Origin of the sequence: Bradyrhizobium sp. RDM12 (assembly GCF_051917485.1) — a bacterium.
Lineage (GTDB): Bacteria > Pseudomonadota > Alphaproteobacteria > Rhizobiales > Xanthobacteraceae > Bradyrhizobium.
This window is the reverse complement of the sequence record NZ_CM133064.1, coordinates 2,231,708-2,249,105: the sequence shown is the minus strand read 5'-3', so window position 1 is coordinate 2,249,105 and position 17,398 is coordinate 2,231,708. Positions and strand designations below refer to the sequence as shown.

Genomic DNA, 17,398 nt, shown 5'->3' with positions numbered 1-17,398 from the left:
GCCGCCGGTGCGCCCCTTACGTCAGGCAATCATTGGAGCGCGCTATCGGGTGCGACTTAATCTCTCCCCGCCCTTCCGCGGGGAGAGATCGGATTGCGCCTGGCGATGCGCAGCATCGTCCAAAGCGATCCGGGTGAAGGGCAAGGCACGCTGCTGGCCCAAACGAAATCCATCCGACTCCGCTCGATCGAGGCACTAACGACAAAGGCCCGCCGAAGCGGGCCTTTCAATTCTCAACTGCGGGCGTGGTTAGCGCAGATTGCCGCAGAAGCGCTGGATGCGCTTGCAGGCGTCTTCGAGATCCGAGGTCTTGGTCGCGTAGGAGATGCGGAAGGCCGGGCCGAGGCCGAAGGCAGAACCCTGCACCACGGCGACGCCTTCGGTCTCCAGCAGCTCGGTGACGAACTGCTCGTCGTTGGAGATCACGCTGCCCGACGGCGCCTTCTTGCCGATCGTGCCCGCGCAGGACGGATAGACGTAGAACGCACCCTCGGGACGCGGGCACTCGATGCCGTTGGCCTGGTTGAGCATGGAGACGACGAGATCGCGACGTTCCTTGAACACCTTGTTGTTGGCGGCGATGAAGTCCTGCGGACCGTTCAGCGCTTCCACCGACGCCCATTGTGAGATCGAGGACGGGTTCGAGGTCGACTGCGACTGGATCGTCGACATCGCCTTGATCAGCTGCGCGGGACCACCGGCATAGCCGATGCGCCAGCCGGTCATGCAATAGGCTTTCGAGACGCCGTTCACGGTGAGCGTGCGGTCGTAGAGGCCGGGCTCGACCTGTGCGACGGTGGTGAACTGGAAATCGTCATAGACGAGGTGCTCGTACATGTCGTCGGTCATCACCCACACATGCGGATGCTTGACCAGCACGTCGGTGAGCGCCTTGAGCTCGGCCTTGGTGTAGGCCGCACCGGTCGGGTTCGACGGCGAGCATAGGATCACCCATTTGGTCTTGGGCGTGATCGCGCGATCGAGCGCTTCGGCCTGGAGCTTGAACCCGCTCGCGGCTGTACAGACCACCGGCACCGGCTCGCCGCCGGCGAGCGCCACCATCTCGGGATAGCTGACCCAATAGGGCGCCGGGATGATCACCTCGTCGCCCGGATTGATGGTCGCCATCAGCGCGTTGTAGAGCACCTGCTTGCCGCCCGTGCCGACGATGATCTGGTTCGGCTTGTAGACGACGCCGTTCTCGCGCTGAAACTTCGCGATGATCGCGTCCTTCAGCTCGGGGATGCCGTCGACCGCGGTGTACTTGGTCTTGCCGGATTCGATGGCGTGGATCGCCGCCAGCTTGATGTTCGCGGGCGTGTCGAAGTCGGGCTCGCCGGCGCCGAGGCCGATGACATTGCGGCCCGCCGCTTTCAGCGCGCGTGCTTTATCCGTGACCGCGATGGTCGCGGACGGCTTCACACGGTCGAGCGCAGCAGCAAGAAAGGCCATCGTCATCTCCTGACAAGCGTCGTGAACCCTTTGGCCTCACGACTCTGATTGTGGGAATGAAAACACCCTAAAACGTGTGTCGCTGCGCCGCAAGAAACTTCGGCCCGATCTCGAAAAAGTTTACGGGTTTGGAGCGATTCGAGGCGCGATTTCCCGCAATTTTCCGCAACTTTGCCGGGCAAACCCCTCATATCCGGCAAGGCTTGTCCTCGGAGCAATTCGGCAATTGCGTGATGGTCAACCAGATTGTGGGCAGGCCCGGGCTTGTCCTGGCATCGACGTTGTTTGCCGTGTGGCAAGGCGTGGATGGCGGGGTCAAAGCCCGGCCATGACGGTATGGAAGCTCGACCGTCTCACACAATGCGCAGAGCGATGCGTCCCGCATGTTGACGCAAGCGTGATCTGATTTGCAGCGTCGCACGAACATGATCTTCCGCGGCGTTGCAGTGCGGTAGGGATTTCGAGTTTTTCTACGGGGCGGCCCTTGCGGCGGATTCGCATCGGCATCATTGTTTAGCCGCGGTGCGGGGCAACAAGCGCGCCGCACCTTCCCGTTCCCTGAATCGAACTCCCAGAATGTACAAGCTCTATTCGATGCAACGCTCAGGCAACAGCTACAAGGTCCGCCTCGCGCTGGCGCTGTTGAACCTGCCCTACGAACCGATCGAGGTGGACATTCTGCGCGGCGAGAGCAAGACGCCGGACTTCCTGGCGAAGAACCCGTCCGGACAGGTGCCGCTGCTCGAGGTCGGCGACAATCGCTATCTCGCCGAGTCCAACGCCATCCTGTGGTACGTCGCCATCGGCACGCCGCTCGCGCCGGAGAACCGCATTGATCGCGCCGAGGCGCTGCAATGGATGTTCTTCGAGCAGCACGCGCTCGAGCCCAACATCGGTGCCGCCTATTTCTGGCTCTCGCTGGTCAAGGGCGGCCGCGACCTGCAGGTCCACGCGCTGGAGGACTGGATGGAGCGCGGCTATGGCGCGCTCCAGGTGATGGAGAACCACCTCAAGACCAACGCCTATTTCGCCGCCCGCCAGCTCACGGTCGCCGACATCGCGTTGTACGGTTACACCCACCTAGCCGACCGCTGCGACTTCGACCTCTCGCCCTTCCCGGCGATCCGCGACTGGCTGAAGCGCGTCGAGGCCGCGCCCGGTTTCGTGGCGATGGACTGGCGCCCCGCCAACATCGACGACCCCGCCAGCATCGCGGCGGAGGCCTGAAAACCGGTGCAGCGTTAAGAAATAGCGGGCATTGCGTTAACCTTTGCCCCATTCCCGCCGCTTTCAGGGGAGTTGCCGCCCCATTATTGCCCGCTGAAATTGTGAGGTTGTCCGGCGTCGCGGGTGATCTGCTCGCACGTTGAAGGATTTAGACCATGATTCGGGCGTCCGGCACGGCTGGCTTTCAGGGCCGTCCCGATACCGTCGCATCTTCCCGGTTGACCCACGCGGTCGCGGCCTCGCTCGCCGTCGCCGCCCTCTCGCTATGCCTGATCGTCACCCTCACGGTGCTCTCGACCAAGGCGACCATGGCGATGGGCCTGCCGGTCTGATCCCCGTTTCGTCCTCGCTAGCTTCAAGGTGCCTCGCGCCGACCGGCATCGCGACAGGACAATGATGAAATCGCCTGTGGTAGTCGTTGCAATCACGCTGACTGCGGCCATCCTGGTCGCGGCGTCGCTTTTGATTTTCGTCGGCACCCGCAAGGGCCCGGGGACGTCGACGTGGAACGCGCCCGCACTGCAGCAGCGCAAGATGCACGCGCATTTGGTCTAAAATCATCCGAAAGCTTTGAGCACGCAGGCAAGCGCCCGTTAAGCGCACCGCGCGAAATCGGATTGCGCTTGCGCAACCATCGGTCAGTCTGACGGCCTTATCCCGTTCAGGGAGGAACGAGCCAGGCCCATGCGGTTCGGATGGCGTGCCATTTCCGGTCCCGTGCTGACGGCAGCGATCGCACTGCTGGCAATCCTGCTCGACCGTCACGCTCCCGCGCTCGCCTGCACCGCTGTTCGTCGGCGTCGTGGCGTTGGCCGGCTCGCTCTCGGGCTTTGCGTCCGCACTCGGCAGCGCCGCCATTGCCGTGATCGGCGCGGCGCTGCTCGCGCTCAGCCACCGCACCACGCCCGGCTTTGACGTGACCGACCTCGCGCCACTCGGGCTGCTCGCGCTGGCGAGTGCCGGCACCGCCGCCATGACAGGGCTGCTGCGCGAACGTCTGCTCGAGGCCTTTGCCGCCGAGCGGCACAACCACGCCGTTGCGGCACGGCTGTCGGCGGCGCTCGACCAGATCGATATCGGTATCGTGCTGCTCGACGCCGAGACCCGCGCCGAATTCATCAACCGCGCCTTCCGCGATTATTTCGCGCTGCCGGACGAAACGGCCGATAACAAGCCGCCCTTCATCGCGCTGATGTATCACGGCCGCGACACCGGCGCCTTCGAACTGCCGGAGGACGAGTTGGGCATCTTCATCGCGCAGCGCATGGAGATGATGCGGATCGGCGACCCGACGCCGATCAATATCGCGTTGCGCAACGGCGAGGTGCTGCGTTTCGTCTGCGCCGCGCTGCCCGACGGCGGTCGCATGCTGAGCTACACGCCGGTGACCGACCTCGTGCGCCACACCGACGCGCCGGCGCGCGCCGATTACTTTCGCTCGCTGCGCGATCCCACAGGGCGGAAGCTGATCCGGTACTTGCGGGTCGCAGAGTGATGCGCGACATCGCAATTGATTGATACGCCCTTCATCACGTATGAAGGGCACCTCATCGATCGCGGATTTGCCAGATGTCGCTTACCGTTCGCTCCGTCACTCGACAGGATTACGATCAATGGCTGCCGCTGTGGGACGGCTACAACGCCTTCTACGGCCGCTCCGGTCCGACCGCGCTCGCGCCTGAGATTACGAAGGTGACCTGGCAGCGCTTCTTCGATGCCTACGAGCCGGTGCATGCGCTGGTCGCCGAAAGTGACGGCCGCCTGCTCGGGCTTACGCACTACCTGTTCCATCGCAGCACCACCGCGATCGAGCCGTCGTGCTATCTGCAGGACCTGTTCACGCTAGAAGCCGCACGCGGCAAGGGCGTCGCCTCGGCGCTGATTGATGGTGTCTATGAGCGCGCCAGGCTCGCGGGCTCGCCGCGGGTCTATTGGCAGACGCACGAGACCAACGTCACGGCGCAAAGCCTGTACGACAAGGTCGCGGAACGCTCCGGCTTCATCGTCTATCGCAAGATATTCTGATTTTTGCTGAGACGAGCGCCCTGTGGATAACTCCACCTGTCACCGGCGCGTAACACACCGGGACTAGCTTGGGCCTGCGTCTGATCAGGCCCCCCGTCACAGATCAAGCGCCCAAGCGGTCCCCCGTCAGTCGCCGCGTCTGACAGGGGCCGCATTTTTTTATCCGCAGTTCCTTTCAGCATGGCTGCAACGCAGGCAGACGCTTGCCGCTGCGTCGCACCGCAGTCACAATGAGCGTCTGCTCTCTTCTGACAGGATCTCCCATGGAAATTCGTAATCTCGGCGGTTCCGGCCTGCGCGTGTCCGCAGTCGGGCTCGGCTGCAACAATTTCGGCCAGCGCACCGATCTGGAGACCTCGCGAAAGGTGATCCACCGCGCCATCGATCTCGGCATCACGCTGTTCGACACCGCCGACATCTATGCCGGCCAGGGCGGCTCGGAGACGGTGCTCGGCACCGTGCTCGGCGACCGCCGCAAGGACATCGTGCTCGCCACCAAATATTCCAAGCCGATGGCGGCCGACGGCACCAAGCAGGGCGCCTCGCGCCGCTACATCATGAACGCGGTCGAGGCCAGCCTGACGCGGCTCAAGACCGATTACATCGATCTCTACCAGCAGCATGATTACGATCCGCTGACGCCGCTGGAGGAGACGCTGCGCGCGCTCGACGATCTCGTCCGCCAGGGCAAGGTCCGCTACATCGGTCATTCCAACTTTCCGGCGTGGCGCATCGCTGAGGCCGAGTTCACCGCGCGCGCGATGAACGTCGGCCGCTTCGTCTCGGCCCAGGACGAGTACAGCCTCGTCGTCCGCGACATCGAGAAGGATCTGCTGCCCGCAGCCCAGGAATACAAGCTCGGCCTGCTGCCGTTCTTCCCGCTGGCGAGCGGCCTGTTGACCGGCAAATACCAGCGCGGCGCGGCAGCCCCCGCCGACACGCGCTTCGGCAAGGCGCCGGCGCTGCGCGACCGCTACGTCACGCCGCGCAACGAGGACATCGTCGAGAAGCTCCAGGCCTTTGCGAAGGCGCGCGGCCATTCGATGCTCGAACTCGCCTTCTCCTGGCTCGCCGCCCGCCCGCAGGTGTCGAGCGTGATCGCCGGCGCCACCCGCGTCGAGCAGGTCGAGCAGAACGTCAAGGCCATCGCCTGGCAGCTCGGCGCGGACGATCTTGCCGCGATCGATGAGATCACCAAGGGCTGATGTTTTGAAACGCGGCGCTATTTGGCGCCGCGTCCGACCGTCTGAATGACTTCAAAGCCTTCGAACTGGGGATGGCCGAGATAGAGCGGCTTGTTGTCGCCGGCCCTGTGATGCGCGGCGCGAAACGCCTCCGATTTGGTCCAGGCCTCGAACGCCGCGTGATTGGCCCACACCGTGTGCGAGGCATACAGCGTGTAGTCCTCGAGCTCGGGCCCTCTGAGCAGGTGGAATTCGACGAAGCCCGGCACCTTGTCCAGATGCGTGTCGCGGGAGAGCCAGACCTGCTCGAAGGCGGCTTCGGAGCCTTTGGTGACGCGGAAGCGGTTCATGGCGATGTACATGAATGATTTCTCCTGAAGTGAGGAGGCGCCGTTCTATCGCTCCCTAGCCCCGGGGAGAGGGTGGGGTGAGGGGCTACCTCCGCAAGTTCGGTGTGAAATGTAGGCGATGTGCGTGACGTGCGCACTGTGATTGTGCGAGTCGGATGGACCGCTGCTTTGGGAAACTATGTGCCTTGCTCCTCACCCGGATCGCTATGCGATCCGACCTCTCCCCGCAAAGAGCGGGGAGAGGTTTAGTGTGCCTCGAACCCCTTCCGATTGGACTCAGTCAGGGACGCGCCGCTCTCTCACTCCCTCGCCCCGTTCTTACGGGGAGAGGGTGGGGTGAGGGGCTGCCTCCGCGAGTTCGGTCTGAATTGTAAGCGAAGCGCGTCATGCGCACACTGTCATTGTGCGAGTCGTATGGATCACCATCTCGGCAACACTGTGCCCTGCCCCTCACCCGGATTGCGTCCGACGATGCTTCGCATCGCCCGGGGTAATCCGACCTCCCCCGCAAAGGGCGGGGAGAGGTTAAAGTACCAGCCCCTTCATTGGCCTGGCGGTTGCGCTGTCGGGGAACACCGTCTCGGCCAGCACGCGATCCGACAGGCCGAACTGGCCCTGCAGCACGCCCTTGATCACGGAGCGCAGATCGGTGGTGGGCTTGAGGTCGCGGGCCTCAAAGAGGTTGGCGGGCTTGAGGCCAGGCCAGTCGGAGATGACGCGGCCGCCCTTCACCGCGCCGCCGGCGAGCAGTGCGATGGTGCCGGTGCCGTGGTCGGTGCCGTCGGTGCCGTTGATGCGCGCGGTACGGCCGAATTCAGTGGCGATGACAACAACAGAGTCGCGCCAGCGGTCGCCCAGGCCGCTTTCGAATTCGGCGAGCGCACCATCGAGACCGCCGAGCAGGAAGGCGAGCCGTCCGACCGGACCGCCTTCGTTGGCATGCGTGTCCCAGCCGTCGAAGGCGAGTGCGGCGATGCGCGGACCGTCATCGGCGGCCATCAGTTTTGCTGCGCCCCTCGCGACCTGCCGCATCTGCGCAACCTGATTGCCGGGCTTCGGCTTCATGTCGTCGCCGCTCGCGGCCTTTTCCAACTGGAGACCTTGCGACAGCGCCGCGGCCAAAGCGGGATCGCGATGACGATAGAGATCAACGAGCCGCATCGCGGTGTCGTCGTCGGCCTGCGGCAGCGCGACCGGAGCCCAGCCGACCGTCGGCGCATTGCCGCGCAGCACCAGCGGCGTGGTCGGGCCGACCGCAAGCCCGCTCGACACGCGCTCGCCGCGCGGCAGCGCTTCCAGCGCGCGGTTGAGCCAGCCGGATTGCACGCGGCCCGGACCGGCATAGCCGCTCTCGAGCACGTCCTGCCCGTCGAAATGCGAGCGATCGCGATAAGGTGTCGCCACGGCATGAATCACCGCGGCATGCTGCGCGCGATACATCCGCGCAAATTCCGGCATCGCCGGATGCAGCGCGAAGAAGCTGTCGAGCATGATTGCGGGATGCGCGCCGTCCGGCGTCAGCGCGATCGAGCCGTGCAGGCCGGCATAGTCGGGATCGCCGACCGGCGCGACGGTCGCGAGCCCGTCGAGCGCACCGCGCAGGATCACCACGACCAGCCGGGGGTCGCGCCCGTCCGCCGCGCGCGCGAATTTCGGCAAATAGGCCCAGGCCGCGAATGAGGCGCCGCCGAGCAGGAGGCCGCGGCGCGAGGTGAGGAGCCGGTTTTCGACGCAGTCGATCATCATCATCTCCTCTGCAATTCCGGCGACATCAGCAGCAGCGCCAGCGCCTGCTGGCGCGATTCCGCGCGCTCGACGGTTTTGCGCGTTTCGGTTGACGCCGCATCGGCGGCGGCGAATTCAAGAAGATCGAGCGGATCGATGTTTGGCCCGAGCCGCGCACCCATCTGCGAGGCGATGTCGAGCCGGAGCTTCATGCCTTCCGGAGCGGCCCAGGCCACGGACGTGTCCGGAAAACCGTTCGGTCCGGCCGGTGTCCACAGCGGTTGGCCGAGCAGATTCAGATTGTTGAGATAGAAACCCGGATCCTCCGGCACGCGTGCGAGCAGCCGGCCGCTCGCGACCAGGAAATCGTAAGGCGAGCGCATCTTGGTCAGCGACGCCGTCCAGGCTTCGTCGGAATCGACCAGCGCCGTTGCGAGCGCCTTGAGGTCGCCGTCAGTCCTGACGAAGACATCGCGCAAACGTGCAACCAGCGCCTGTGGCGGATCATCGGCAACGAAGTGGCGGACGAATTTGGTTGCGATGAAGTTCGCGGTCGAGGGATGGCGCGCGATGTCGGCGAGCGCGGCTTCGCCCTGCGCCAGGCCAGTCGCTTCGTAGGTCTTGCCGAGCAGCTGCTGCGGCCCGGGCTGGTGCGCGTTGGCGTTGAAGACGAACGAGCCGGGTGCTCCGAGCTGCCCCTGCCGGCCGGCAAAGGTCCATCCCGTGATGATCCGCGCGAGCGAGGTGACGTCCTCCTGCGTATAGCCGCCGCCGACACCAAGCGTATGCAGCTCCATGATCTCGCGCGCGAGGTTCTCGTTGAGCCCGCGCTTGCGGTTCTGGCCCGCGCGCGAATCCGGTCCGAGCGATTGCTGGTTGTCGAGAAAGAACAGCATCGCCGGATGCTGCTCGACCGCCTTCAGCATGTCGGCGAAACGCCCGAGCACGTGCGGGCGGATCGCCTCGCGCTCGAACGCGCCGGCCCACATCCGCGCCAGCTCGCCCTTGTTCGCGGAGATGCAGAAATGATTGGACCAGAACACGACAAGGCGCTCGGTGAAGCCGCAATCGACCATCATCGCGCGTTGCAGCCGCGCCAGCGCCTCGGCGCGAAAGGTTTTCTGGATGACGTTGAGCGGTTGCGGCGCAGGTTTAGCGGGCGGCGGCGCGGCCATGTTCGGCTGCATGGTCTCTGGCTTCGCGGCTGTGTCGGCCGGCTTCGCCTCGGCCATCTGGCCCGCGGCGATCTCGGTCGCGACCGTGTTCAGCGAGAGATTGCGACGCAGCTTCTGATCGGCCGGCGCCTGCGGCGGCGCTTCAGTCGGCGCGCCGGCCTTTGCCGCCGCCTCGCGCGCCTGCTTGACCTGGTCCTGATAGGCAAACACGGCCTGGCCGAGTTGCGGCGTCGATTGCAGGCCCGGTGCTTCCAGCAGCACGCCCGAGGGACGCGCCAATTCCGCTTTCACGAATCCGCGGGGATCGGAGGCCGCATTGATGAGATCGCCGGACGCCCCGCCGCGGGCGCCGAAGCCGAAGCGGTTCAGCGCAACGAGGGCGGCTTGCGAATCGCGGGCCATCGATTTGTCCTCCGCGCGGTGCCAACCGCTTTCCTGATACGTGCGCGGCGCCTAATATAGCGCAGCGGGAGATGAACCCGACATGAAAATGACGGCGAAGCTATTGCGTAAATCATGACAAATCCGAAAGACATCGCGCTCACGCAACCGGCCCCGCGCCGCCTCGCCTGTTCCCGCTGCGGCACCGAGTTCGGCTGCGACCTTTCGGGCAATTGCTGGTGCGCTGAGGAGACGGCGAAGCTGCCGATGCCGGTCAAGGGCGAGGATTGCCTGTGCCGGGAGTGTTTGCGCAGGGCGGCGGCGGAGGCGTGACTTCCGCGCCCGCATCGCGATCGGATATTATCCTGCCGATGTCGTCACGAGCGTGACCATGTCGGTCTCGACGCCACGGCTTGAGCGTCGCGTGACATTTCAGGAACAGCCAATGGGCCGGTCCCCTGCTAGTGAACCACCTCAGGTTTTATCGGCGAGGGGCTTCCATGGCACGAATTTGCTTTTCACGACTCGCGCTCTTCGCCGCCATCGGCGGAATGGCGTCGGTCTCCGCGGCTGCGGCAGCCGACATGCAGGCTCCGGTCTACAAGGCCCTCCCTACAGTCGCTCCGTTCACCTGGACGGGATTTTACGTCGGCGCGACCGCTGGCGCCGGGTGGACCCAGGCTGATCCAAGCCTGAGCATCGTGAATGGACCCGCCCCGCTGTACTTCCCCGCCGATATTCCCGGGCTGAGCGCGCTCGGGTCGCCCGGGCTGTCGGGCACCAATGCGATCGTCGGCACCAAGGCCGGTTACAATCAGCAATGGGGCAGTTTCGTTGCCGGCCTCGAAGGCGACATTTCGTGGTTTCACTTCAACAAGACGGCGGCAACGGCCGGCAATCCGTTCCTGACCTACCCCTTTGGCGCCGCAGCGTTCTCAACCTCCGTCTCGACCAACTGGCTCGCAACCATTCGTCCCCGCATCGGTTATGCGGTCGACAAGGCGCTGTTCTATGCCACCGGCGGTGTCGCCATCGGCGACGTCAAATATTCGAACGCCTATGTGGGCTTTTCTCCGCTCGGACTCGGCTCCGAATTCGAGGCGGCCTCAGCCAACCAGACCCGGGTCGGCTGGACGGTCGGCGCCGGCATCGACTATGCGATTGCGCCACATTGGGTGGTGAGCGGGGAATATTTGCACGTGGATCTTGGCTCCGTCTCCACCTCCGGCCTCGTCACGACCGGCGGCGCACCTACCGCGACCTTCAACGTGTCGGCCAAGCTGCGCAGCGACATCGGGCGTCTCGGCATCGCCTACAAGTTCTAACGCAAGCCACACTCCGCATCAGGGGGAGCTGCGCCTGCGGCCAACTCCCCCTGCGATAGGTTACACCGCAAATCCCGGCGACTTCCGCGCCATGCCGTCGAACGCACCGAGCAGCTTTTCGCGCCAGGCATAGACCGGATCGTCCGCTTCGAGCAGCCTGAACGGGCTCACCACACGCGCCCACTGAAAACCGCCGAACACGATGTAGTCGGCATAGTTCGGCGCGCTGCCGCCGAGATAGGGCTGCGTCTTGAACGTCTGCCGCATCACCTCCAGCGATTTGCGGAACGCGACGATACCGGTGTCGCGGCTCGCCTGCACTTCCTCCAGGCGCTTGCCGACGCGCGCCTCGCGCGACTTGCGGAAATAGGCGGCATCGACCTCGGCGAGGTTTTTCGGGATGTCGGCGATGATCAGCGGAAAGATGCCGCCGACGATCGCGATGTCGCCCCACGCGTTGAGCATGCGCGCCATGGCGCGGCCGCCCTCGCCGCCGAACAGCGACGGACGATCCGGAAAATGGTCTTCGAGATAATTCGCGATCGCCCAGGAATCCACCACCGGCTTGTCGTGATGCAGCAGCACCGGCACCTTCTCGGAGCCGTGCGGCGCGATCGTGCTCTTCTCGGTGAAGCGCCAGGGCAATGATTCCGCCGTCAACCCCTTATGCGCCAGCGCCATCCGCGTGCGCCAGCAGTAAGGGCTGAAGGGGCGCGAGGCGTCGGTACCGACGAGTTCGTAGAGTTTGATTGACATGGAGAATCCTGACCTACCAGATGCTCATGCTGGGGAGCGCGCAACGCGCGTCTCGAAGGATGAAGGCCGATCGCGGGCCTCGCCCTTCGAGACGCGCGCAAGATGCGCGCTCCTCAGGGCGAGGGTCTCCCATTCTGGATTGCTTCGCTTCCGCTCGCAATGACGTCGTGAAATTGCGTACAACGCGCCTACCGCACCACCGACGCGGTCTGTCCGAACAGGATCTTGCGCTCCTCTTCGGTGCGGATCGCGGGCTTGCCGAAGTTCGGATTGACTTCCTTTGCCAGCGCATACGCGCGCTCGGTGGCGGGACGGGCGCGGATCGTTTCGAGCCAGCGCTTCAGATGCGGGAAGTCGTCGATGTTCTGGCCCTGGTTGGCATAGCCGACCACCCAGGGATAGGACGCCATGTCGGCGATCGAATAGTCGCCGGCAACGAATTCGCGATCGGCGAGGCGCTTGTTGAGCACGCCGTAGAGACGGTTGGTCTCGTTGACGTAGCGATCGATCGCGTAGGGAATCTTCTCCTGCGCGTAGTTGCGAAAATGGTGGTTCTGGCCGGCCATCGGACCGAGCCCGCCCATCTGCCAGAACGTCCATTGGATGACGTCGTAATGCGCGTAAAGATCAGTTGGGAGAAATTTGCCGGTCTTCTCGGCGAGATACAGCAGGATCGCGCCGGATCTGAAAAGCGCCAGCGGCCGGGTTCCCCCTTTTGGTTCGTGATCGACGATGGCGGGAATGCGGTTGTTAGGCGCGACCGCCAGAAACTCCGGCGTGAACTGCTCGCCCTTGCCGATGTTGACCGGGATGATCTTGTATTTCAGCCCGGTCTCCTCGAGAAAGATCGTGATCTTGTGGCCGTTCGGCGTCGTCCAATAGTGCAGGTCGATCATGGCTCAATATCCCGGGCTGGAAGGATGCTCTCGCAAGAAGATGCGACTGCATGAAGCTCGCGCCATTCACTGCGCCTGTCAATCGGACCGGCGTCACGCCGCAGTGATTGGGAATTCCCGCAGAATGCCGCGGCGCGCGTTGTGCCTGTCGCACATCGGACCTATGCTCGCGCCATTTTCAAGGACCGAATATTGGAGTTTGTGATGAGCAGCATTGCGCGACGCGACTTTCTTCTGGGCTCGGCGGCACTGGCCGGCGCAGCGGCGACCAACGCCTTCACCTGTGTCGAGATTGCGGGGGCGGCGCCGATCGAGGTGCCGACTGTCGACAAGCTGTCGATCCAGGTGCTGGTCGATTCCAGCTACGATCTGTTTTTCCGTCCCAAGAAGATCAACGGCGTCGCCATTGCGCCCGCGGCGCGATCGGCCGACTTCCGCAGATCGCTGCACAATGAATGGGGTCTGTCGCTGTGGCTGGAGTCGCAGGGCGGCGGCAACCAGCGCACGCTGATGCTGGACTATGGCTATACGCCCGAGGTCCTGCTCAACAACATGGCGCTGATCGGTGTCGATCCCGGAAAGCTCGACGCGCTGATCGTCAGCCACGGACATTACGACCATTTCGGCGGTCTCAATGGCTTTCTCGACAAGTTCCGCGACAAGCTGCCGCCCGACGTCAAGCTCTACGCCGGCGGCGAGGACAATTTCGCCATCGCGTCAACCCGACGCCGACGCAAGGACAGTTTTCCGATTTCGGAACGCTGGACCGCCGCCAACTCGCCGCGCAGAAGGTAACGACCGTGCTGTGCGAAACACCGACGGTGATCGCGGGGCACGCCTTCACAACGGGCAAGATCACCCGCCGCAGCTCGGAGCGCGTGTTGCCGAACACGCTGGTCGAGTTCGGCATGAAGGACGGGCTTGGCTGTAGTGTTGGGCACTACCTGCCGGCGGAGATGGACGGCAAGATCGTGCCTGACGAACACATCCACGAGCACGCCACCTGCTTCAACGTCAGGGATCTCGGCCTCGTCGTCATCTCGTCCTGCGGCCATGTCGGCATCGTCAATTCGGTGAAGCAGGCGCAGGAGGTCTCCGGCATCCAGAAGGTACATGCCATCGTCGGCGGCTTTCATCTCGGGCCGGCGCCGAAGGACTATCTCACGCAGGTCGTCGGCGAGATCAAGGCGCTCAACCCTGATGTCGTCGTGCCCATGCATTGCAGCGGGCTCAACTTCGTGCAGGAGTCGAGTGCTCAGATGCCTGACAAGGTGGTGGTGACGACGACGGGCAGCCGCCTCAGCTTCGGCCTGTGATGCTGCGCGCTGCCCGCTGGCTCGGCCTGGGGCTGGCGCTCACATTGGTCTGGGCGGGCCATGCGGTTGCACGCTCGGCCGCGGAGACCATGGACATTCTGATGTGGAACAGGGAGCCGGTTGGCGGCCCGTTCGCGCTCACCGATCACACCGGAAAGGCACGCACCGACCGCGACTTCCGTGGGAAGCTCATGCTGGTCTATTTCGGCTTCACCTATTGTCCCGACGTCTGCCCGACCGATTTGATGGCGATCGCCCAAACGCTGGACTTGTTGGGAGCCGACGCCGACAAGGTGCAGCCCCTGTTCATCACCGTCGATCCCGAGCGTGACACCGCAGAGCATCTGGCCGATTACGTGGGGATGTTTCATCCGCGTCTGATCGGACTGACGGGCGACCTCGACGCGATCCGAGCAGCGGCGGATGCGTACAAGGTCTATTTTGCCAAGGTTGCGACCGGCAAGGACGCCGATGACTACACGGTCGATCACACCGCCTATATCTACCTGATGGATCGCGACGGGAAATATCTTGGATTTTTCCCGCCGGGCACATCGGCCGAACGCATGGTCGAAATCCTCCGGCCGCGGCTCGCGACGGCCGAGCGGTAAGCCGTCTCGCCGCAATGTTACAGATCTCGGTCTTCTCACCGCCCGTTGGTTCGCAGCAGCCTTTCGCCGTCTTCCGTCACCGCGATGATCAGGCCGATGCCGGGCAGCGTCTCGCGCGCGACGAAACCGCGATCGGCGGCGTCCTCCCAGATGGTGAGCCGCGGGCACGAGGTTTTCCAGGTCGCGATCACCTCGGCATAGGCACGCGGCTCGCGCGCGATCCATTCGACGAAGTCCAGCACCAGCGGGTCCGCGGTTTCGCTCATTGCAAACCTCCCTTGTCGAAGGCCGCCAGCACCGGCGTGCGAACCAGCAGCCAGCCGCCATAGGCGATGTAGTAGCAGGCGATGGTGCTGATCAGCTTGTTCGACCAGGCGACGAATTGCTGGTCGGTCATGGCTTCGAGAATGCGCCGCGCCAGCGTGGTGCCGAGCATCGAGGCTGCGATCGCGACGCCCGCGAGCACGGGATCAAGCGTCGCGGCCTGGTCGATGACGCCGCCGAAATAGATCAGCTTGGTGAAGTGACTGACGAGCTGGCACATCGCCTTGATCGCCACCTTCTCGCGGCGGCCGAAATCGCCGCCGAGAAAGAAGGTGTCGAGCAGCGGACCGGAGACGCCGGTCATCAGCATCAGGCCCATGCAGATCGTGCCGTAGACGGTACCCTGCCAGAGCCTATCGGGGTCGGGCTTGATATTCGTGGGCAGCAGCCGTGCCATAAACGGCGTTGCGCCAAGCATCAGCAGCGCCATCGGCTTGTCCGGCACGTAGCGGGTGAGCGACCAGGCCGCCAGCGCGATGGCAGCCCCGACCATGTAGTTCGCGACCGGCCGCCAGCGGATATGCGCCCGCCACAGCAGCGCGCGCCAGCCGTTCGAGGCCATTTGCGTGATCGCATGCAGCACCATTGCAGTCGGCAGCGGCATCAAGGCCAGCAGCACGCCGATCAGGACCAGCCCGCCCGCCATGCCGAACAACCCCGACAGGAACGCGGTGGCGACCATCAGCAATCCAAGGGCAGCGATCATGATGGACGTCACGGAGGGTCTCCGGTGGTGGACATGTCGAGTGAGGAACCCACGCTGCCTGCGCTCCCTCGCCCCGTTCTTACGGGGAGAGGGTGGGGTGAGGGGCTGCATCCGCAATCAAAGTAGCAGTTGGATGCGCGGAGACTCACCCGCAATTTGCGCTTCGCTCAAATTCCGGCCTCTCCCCGCAGGCGGGGAGACGCGAAGGGCAGCACCTCCGCGGCAACAAATCAGCAGTAATTACGCTGGTATTTCTGCCTCGCTTGCTCCTCCTTCGCAAACTGAGTTATCTTGGCCTGGCATCAGCTTTCCTGAGGGTACTTGATTTGCGGCGGCTGCTCTTTCTCAACGGCATCAAGGCATTCGAAGCGGCGGCGCGGACCGGCAGCTTTGCCGCGGCCGGCGTCGAGCTGAGCGTGTCGGCGGCCGCCGTTAGCCGCATGGTGCATCTGCTGGAAGAGCGGCTCGGCGTCACGCTGTTCGAGCGCAAGGCCAACAAGCTCGCGACGACGCAGGCGGGCCGCGCCTATCAGAGCGGGCTGACGCCGATCTTCGATGCGCTCGCAAGTCTCACCGCACAGGTCACGGCGCCCTCCGGCGTTCGCGTGCTCACCATCGGCGTCGGCCACACCTTTGCGATGCGCTGGCTGATCCCGCGGCTGTCGGAGTTTCGCAGCGAGGAGCCCGACATCGAGGTGCGCTTCACCACGGGCGGCGCCGAGGTCGCATTCGGCGAGGACTGGAGCTGCGGCATCAAGCTCGGCACCGGCGACTGGCCGGGGCTGGTCGCCGAGCCGCTGTTCGCCGGCGACCTCACGCCGGTCTGCGTGCCCCGCCTCGCCGCGAGCCTGAAGCGTCCCGCCGATCTCAAGGGGCCGAGCCTGATCCGCGTCACGCATTCGACCGAGGACTGGCCGCTCTGGCTCAAGGCCGCCGGCGTGCCCCGCATCAATGCGCGCGGGCCGGAGTTCCAGTTTTACGGCCAGGCGCTCCAGGCCGCCGTTGACGGGCTCGGCATCGCCATGGGCATCCGGCCCTATATCGACGACGACCTCGCCGCCGGACGCCTGATGGCGCCGTTCAACCTCTCGGTGCCCAAGGGCATGCGCTGGTACCTGCTCTACCGCAGCTTTCAGACCGAGCAGCGTGACTTCGCCGCGTTCCGCCGCTGGATCATGCGCGCGGCGGCGGAACCCGCGGCCCGGCCGCGGCGGTCCGCGCGCGGCGCTGGACGGGGCTGATCATCACCCTTTCGGGTGAAAAAGCCGGCCGCCTGTGAATGGCTTCACATTCCAAAATCCGCAGACGTGGTCCTCTATTCCTCCGACATGAGAGCATTTGGGGACTACCAATGACGACCCTTTACGACGGCTTTGACATCGAATCCTTCGAAGCTGGCAAGGGACTGTGGCACGCGCGGATCCGGCGCGCCGATTTCAGCCCGGTTGCCATCGACGGCGTGCTGTTTCCGGCCATGGAAGTCGGCTTCGCCTGGCCCGATCCCGACGCCGCGATCGCCGACGCCAAGCATCACATCGACCGCTTCCGCCGGCGTGCCGACGACAGCAGCGACGAATAGACCCGGCGAGACCGCAACAGCACTGAGCGACAGCGTGGCGTAACAGGGGGATACCGGTTCATGTCAGTCATCGACGTCGAAGACGCGTCGCGGCCGCGAATTTATTCGCGCAAGGTGCTGGCGATATGCCCGGAATGTGACGGCGATCTCACGGTGCTCCGTGTGATCGGCGGCCGCGCCGGGTGCGAGTACTGGACCATGCGCTGCACCGATTGCGGCGGGATCCATCTCGACATCCTCGAGCCGCGCCTGACGGTCGTGGACGGCGAAGGACCGCTGCCGGCGGCGTGAAGCGAGATCGCTGAACGATGGCCGCTGCTGCCAACCTGCTGTCAGCAGCCTGAGCACGGACGGGCATTCGCTCTT

Annotated in this window: 19 protein-coding genes and 2 pseudogenes; 13 read left to right on the top strand and 8 right to left on the bottom strand. The window is 64.6% G+C overall.

What is annotated here, in order from left to right:
* Window positions 1–249: 249 nt before the first annotated feature.
* Window positions 250–1,452, bottom strand: coding sequence for a pyridoxal phosphate-dependent aminotransferase (locus ACTGJ9_RS10770; protein ID WP_456677041.1), 1,203 nt, complete (start codon window positions 1,450–1,452; stop codon window positions 250–252).
* Between the two features lie 576 nt (window positions 1,453–2,028).
* On the opposite strand from ACTGJ9_RS10770, the gene ACTGJ9_RS10765 reads away from it, so the two are divergent.
* The 6 genes and pseudogenes from ACTGJ9_RS10765 (at window position 2,029) to ACTGJ9_RS10740 (ending at window position 5,909) form a co-directional block, all read left to right on the top strand.
* The gene (locus tag ACTGJ9_RS10765; protein ID WP_456677040.1) at window positions 2,029–2,679 is read left to right on the top strand and encodes a glutathione S-transferase family protein; all 651 of its coding nucleotides are present in this window, start codon (window positions 2,029–2,031) and stop codon (window positions 2,677–2,679) included.
* A 155-nt stretch (window positions 2,680–2,834) separates the two neighbouring features.
* Window positions 2,835–3,011, top strand: coding sequence for a hypothetical protein (locus ACTGJ9_RS10760; RefSeq protein WP_167527470.1), 177 nt, complete (start codon window positions 2,835–2,837; stop codon window positions 3,009–3,011).
* Between the two features lie 76 nt (window positions 3,012–3,087).
* Entirely contained in the window at window positions 3,088–3,234 is a 147-nt protein-coding gene (locus ACTGJ9_RS10755) for a hypothetical protein (protein ID WP_456678791.1), read from the top strand.
* Window positions 3,235–3,363: 129 nt separating this feature from the next.
* Window positions 3,364–4,174 (top strand): annotated as a pseudogene (locus tag ACTGJ9_RS10750) (PAS-domain containing protein).
* A 74-nt stretch (window positions 4,175–4,248) separates the two neighbouring features.
* Window positions 4,249–4,704, top strand: a complete 456-nt coding sequence (locus tag ACTGJ9_RS10745; protein ID WP_456677039.1) for an N-acetyltransferase family protein — start codon at window positions 4,249–4,251, stop codon at window positions 4,702–4,704.
* A gap of 263 nt (window positions 4,705–4,967) precedes the next feature.
* Window positions 4,968–5,909, top strand: coding sequence for an aldo/keto reductase (locus tag ACTGJ9_RS10740; protein WP_456677038.1), 942 nt, complete (start codon window positions 4,968–4,970; stop codon window positions 5,907–5,909).
* A gap of 17 nt (window positions 5,910–5,926) precedes the next feature.
* On the opposite strand, the gene ACTGJ9_RS10735 is transcribed toward ACTGJ9_RS10740, so the two are convergent.
* The 3 genes from ACTGJ9_RS10735 to ACTGJ9_RS10725 all read right to left on the bottom strand — a co-directional run bounded on the left by ACTGJ9_RS10735 (window position 5,927) and on the right by ACTGJ9_RS10725 (window position 9,540).
* On the bottom strand, window positions 5,927–6,250 hold the full coding sequence (locus ACTGJ9_RS10735) for an antibiotic biosynthesis monooxygenase family protein (RefSeq protein ID WP_456677037.1): 324 nt from the start codon (window positions 6,248–6,250) through the stop codon (window positions 5,927–5,929).
* A gap of 513 nt (window positions 6,251–6,763) precedes the next feature.
* The gene (locus tag ACTGJ9_RS10730; RefSeq protein ID WP_456678495.1) at window positions 6,764–7,981 is read right to left on the bottom strand and encodes a DUF1501 domain-containing protein; all 1,218 of its coding nucleotides are present in this window, start codon (window positions 7,979–7,981) and stop codon (window positions 6,764–6,766) included.
* 2 nt (window positions 7,982–7,983) lie between these two features.
* The gene (locus ACTGJ9_RS10725) at window positions 7,984–9,540 is read right to left on the bottom strand and encodes a DUF1800 domain-containing protein (protein ID WP_456677036.1); all 1,557 of its coding nucleotides are present in this window, start codon (window positions 9,538–9,540) and stop codon (window positions 7,984–7,986) included.
* A gap of 114 nt (window positions 9,541–9,654) precedes the next feature.
* On the opposite strand from ACTGJ9_RS10725, the gene ACTGJ9_RS10720 reads away from it, so the two are divergent.
* Window positions 9,655–9,852, top strand: coding sequence for a cysteine-rich CWC family protein (locus ACTGJ9_RS10720; protein ID WP_456677035.1), 198 nt, complete (start codon window positions 9,655–9,657; stop codon window positions 9,850–9,852).
* A gap of 167 nt (window positions 9,853–10,019) precedes the next feature.
* Entirely contained in the window at window positions 10,020–10,844 is an 825-nt protein-coding gene (locus ACTGJ9_RS10715; RefSeq protein WP_456677034.1) for an outer membrane protein, read from the top strand.
* Between the two features lie 60 nt (window positions 10,845–10,904).
* Here the strand turns inward: ACTGJ9_RS10715 and ACTGJ9_RS10710 are convergent, their stop codons facing one another.
* Together ACTGJ9_RS10710 and ACTGJ9_RS10705 are read right to left on the bottom strand one after the other, a co-directional pair.
* Window positions 10,905–11,600 carry a glutathione S-transferase family protein gene (locus ACTGJ9_RS10710; RefSeq protein WP_456677033.1) on the bottom strand — a complete coding sequence of 232 codons (696 nt, stop codon included), beginning with the start codon at window positions 11,598–11,600 and terminating at the stop codon, window positions 10,905–10,907.
* A 188-nt stretch (window positions 11,601–11,788) separates the two neighbouring features.
* The gene (locus ACTGJ9_RS10705) at window positions 11,789–12,496 is read right to left on the bottom strand and encodes a glutathione binding-like protein (RefSeq protein WP_456677032.1); all 708 of its coding nucleotides are present in this window, start codon (window positions 12,494–12,496) and stop codon (window positions 11,789–11,791) included.
* A 201-nt stretch (window positions 12,497–12,697) separates the two neighbouring features.
* Between ACTGJ9_RS10705 and ACTGJ9_RS10700 the strand changes: the two are divergent.
* Window positions 12,698–13,812, top strand: a pseudogene (locus tag ACTGJ9_RS10700) (MBL fold metallo-hydrolase).
* Window positions 13,812–14,423, top strand: a complete 612-nt coding sequence (locus ACTGJ9_RS10695; RefSeq protein ID WP_456677031.1) for an SCO family protein — start codon at window positions 13,812–13,814, stop codon at window positions 14,421–14,423. The pseudogene ACTGJ9_RS10700 and the gene ACTGJ9_RS10695 overlap by 1 nt, the downstream one beginning before the upstream one ends.
* Before the next feature lie 35 nt (window positions 14,424–14,458).
* On the opposite strand, the gene ACTGJ9_RS10690 is transcribed toward ACTGJ9_RS10695, so the two are convergent.
* Together ACTGJ9_RS10690 and ACTGJ9_RS10685 are read right to left on the bottom strand one after the other, a co-directional pair.
* Window positions 14,459–14,689: a hypothetical protein gene (locus ACTGJ9_RS10690; RefSeq protein ID WP_148751146.1), complete on the bottom strand. Its 231-nt coding sequence runs from the start codon at window positions 14,687–14,689 to the stop codon at window positions 14,459–14,461.
* Window positions 14,686–15,465 (bottom strand): TSUP family transporter, encoded by a 780-nt coding sequence (locus ACTGJ9_RS10685; protein WP_456677030.1) that lies wholly within the window; start codon window positions 15,463–15,465, stop codon window positions 14,686–14,688. The genes ACTGJ9_RS10690 and ACTGJ9_RS10685 overlap by 4 nt, the downstream gene beginning before the upstream one ends.
* A gap of 314 nt (window positions 15,466–15,779) precedes the next feature.
* Between ACTGJ9_RS10685 and ACTGJ9_RS10680 the strand changes: the two genes are divergently transcribed.
* From ACTGJ9_RS10680 to ACTGJ9_RS10670, 3 genes are all read left to right on the top strand, one after another.
* Complete coding sequence (locus tag ACTGJ9_RS10680) at window positions 15,780–16,694, top strand: LysR substrate-binding domain-containing protein (RefSeq protein WP_456677029.1); 915 nt, start codon at window positions 15,780–15,782, stop codon at window positions 16,692–16,694.
* 110 nt (window positions 16,695–16,804) lie between these two features.
* Window positions 16,805–17,032 (top strand): hypothetical protein, encoded by a 228-nt coding sequence (locus ACTGJ9_RS10675; RefSeq protein WP_456677028.1) that lies wholly within the window; start codon window positions 16,805–16,807, stop codon window positions 17,030–17,032.
* A gap of 60 nt (window positions 17,033–17,092) precedes the next feature.
* Window positions 17,093–17,323, top strand: a complete 231-nt coding sequence (locus ACTGJ9_RS10670) for a hypothetical protein (protein WP_456677027.1) — start codon at window positions 17,093–17,095, stop codon at window positions 17,321–17,323.
* The last annotated feature ends 75 nt before the right edge of the window (window positions 17,324–17,398 follow it).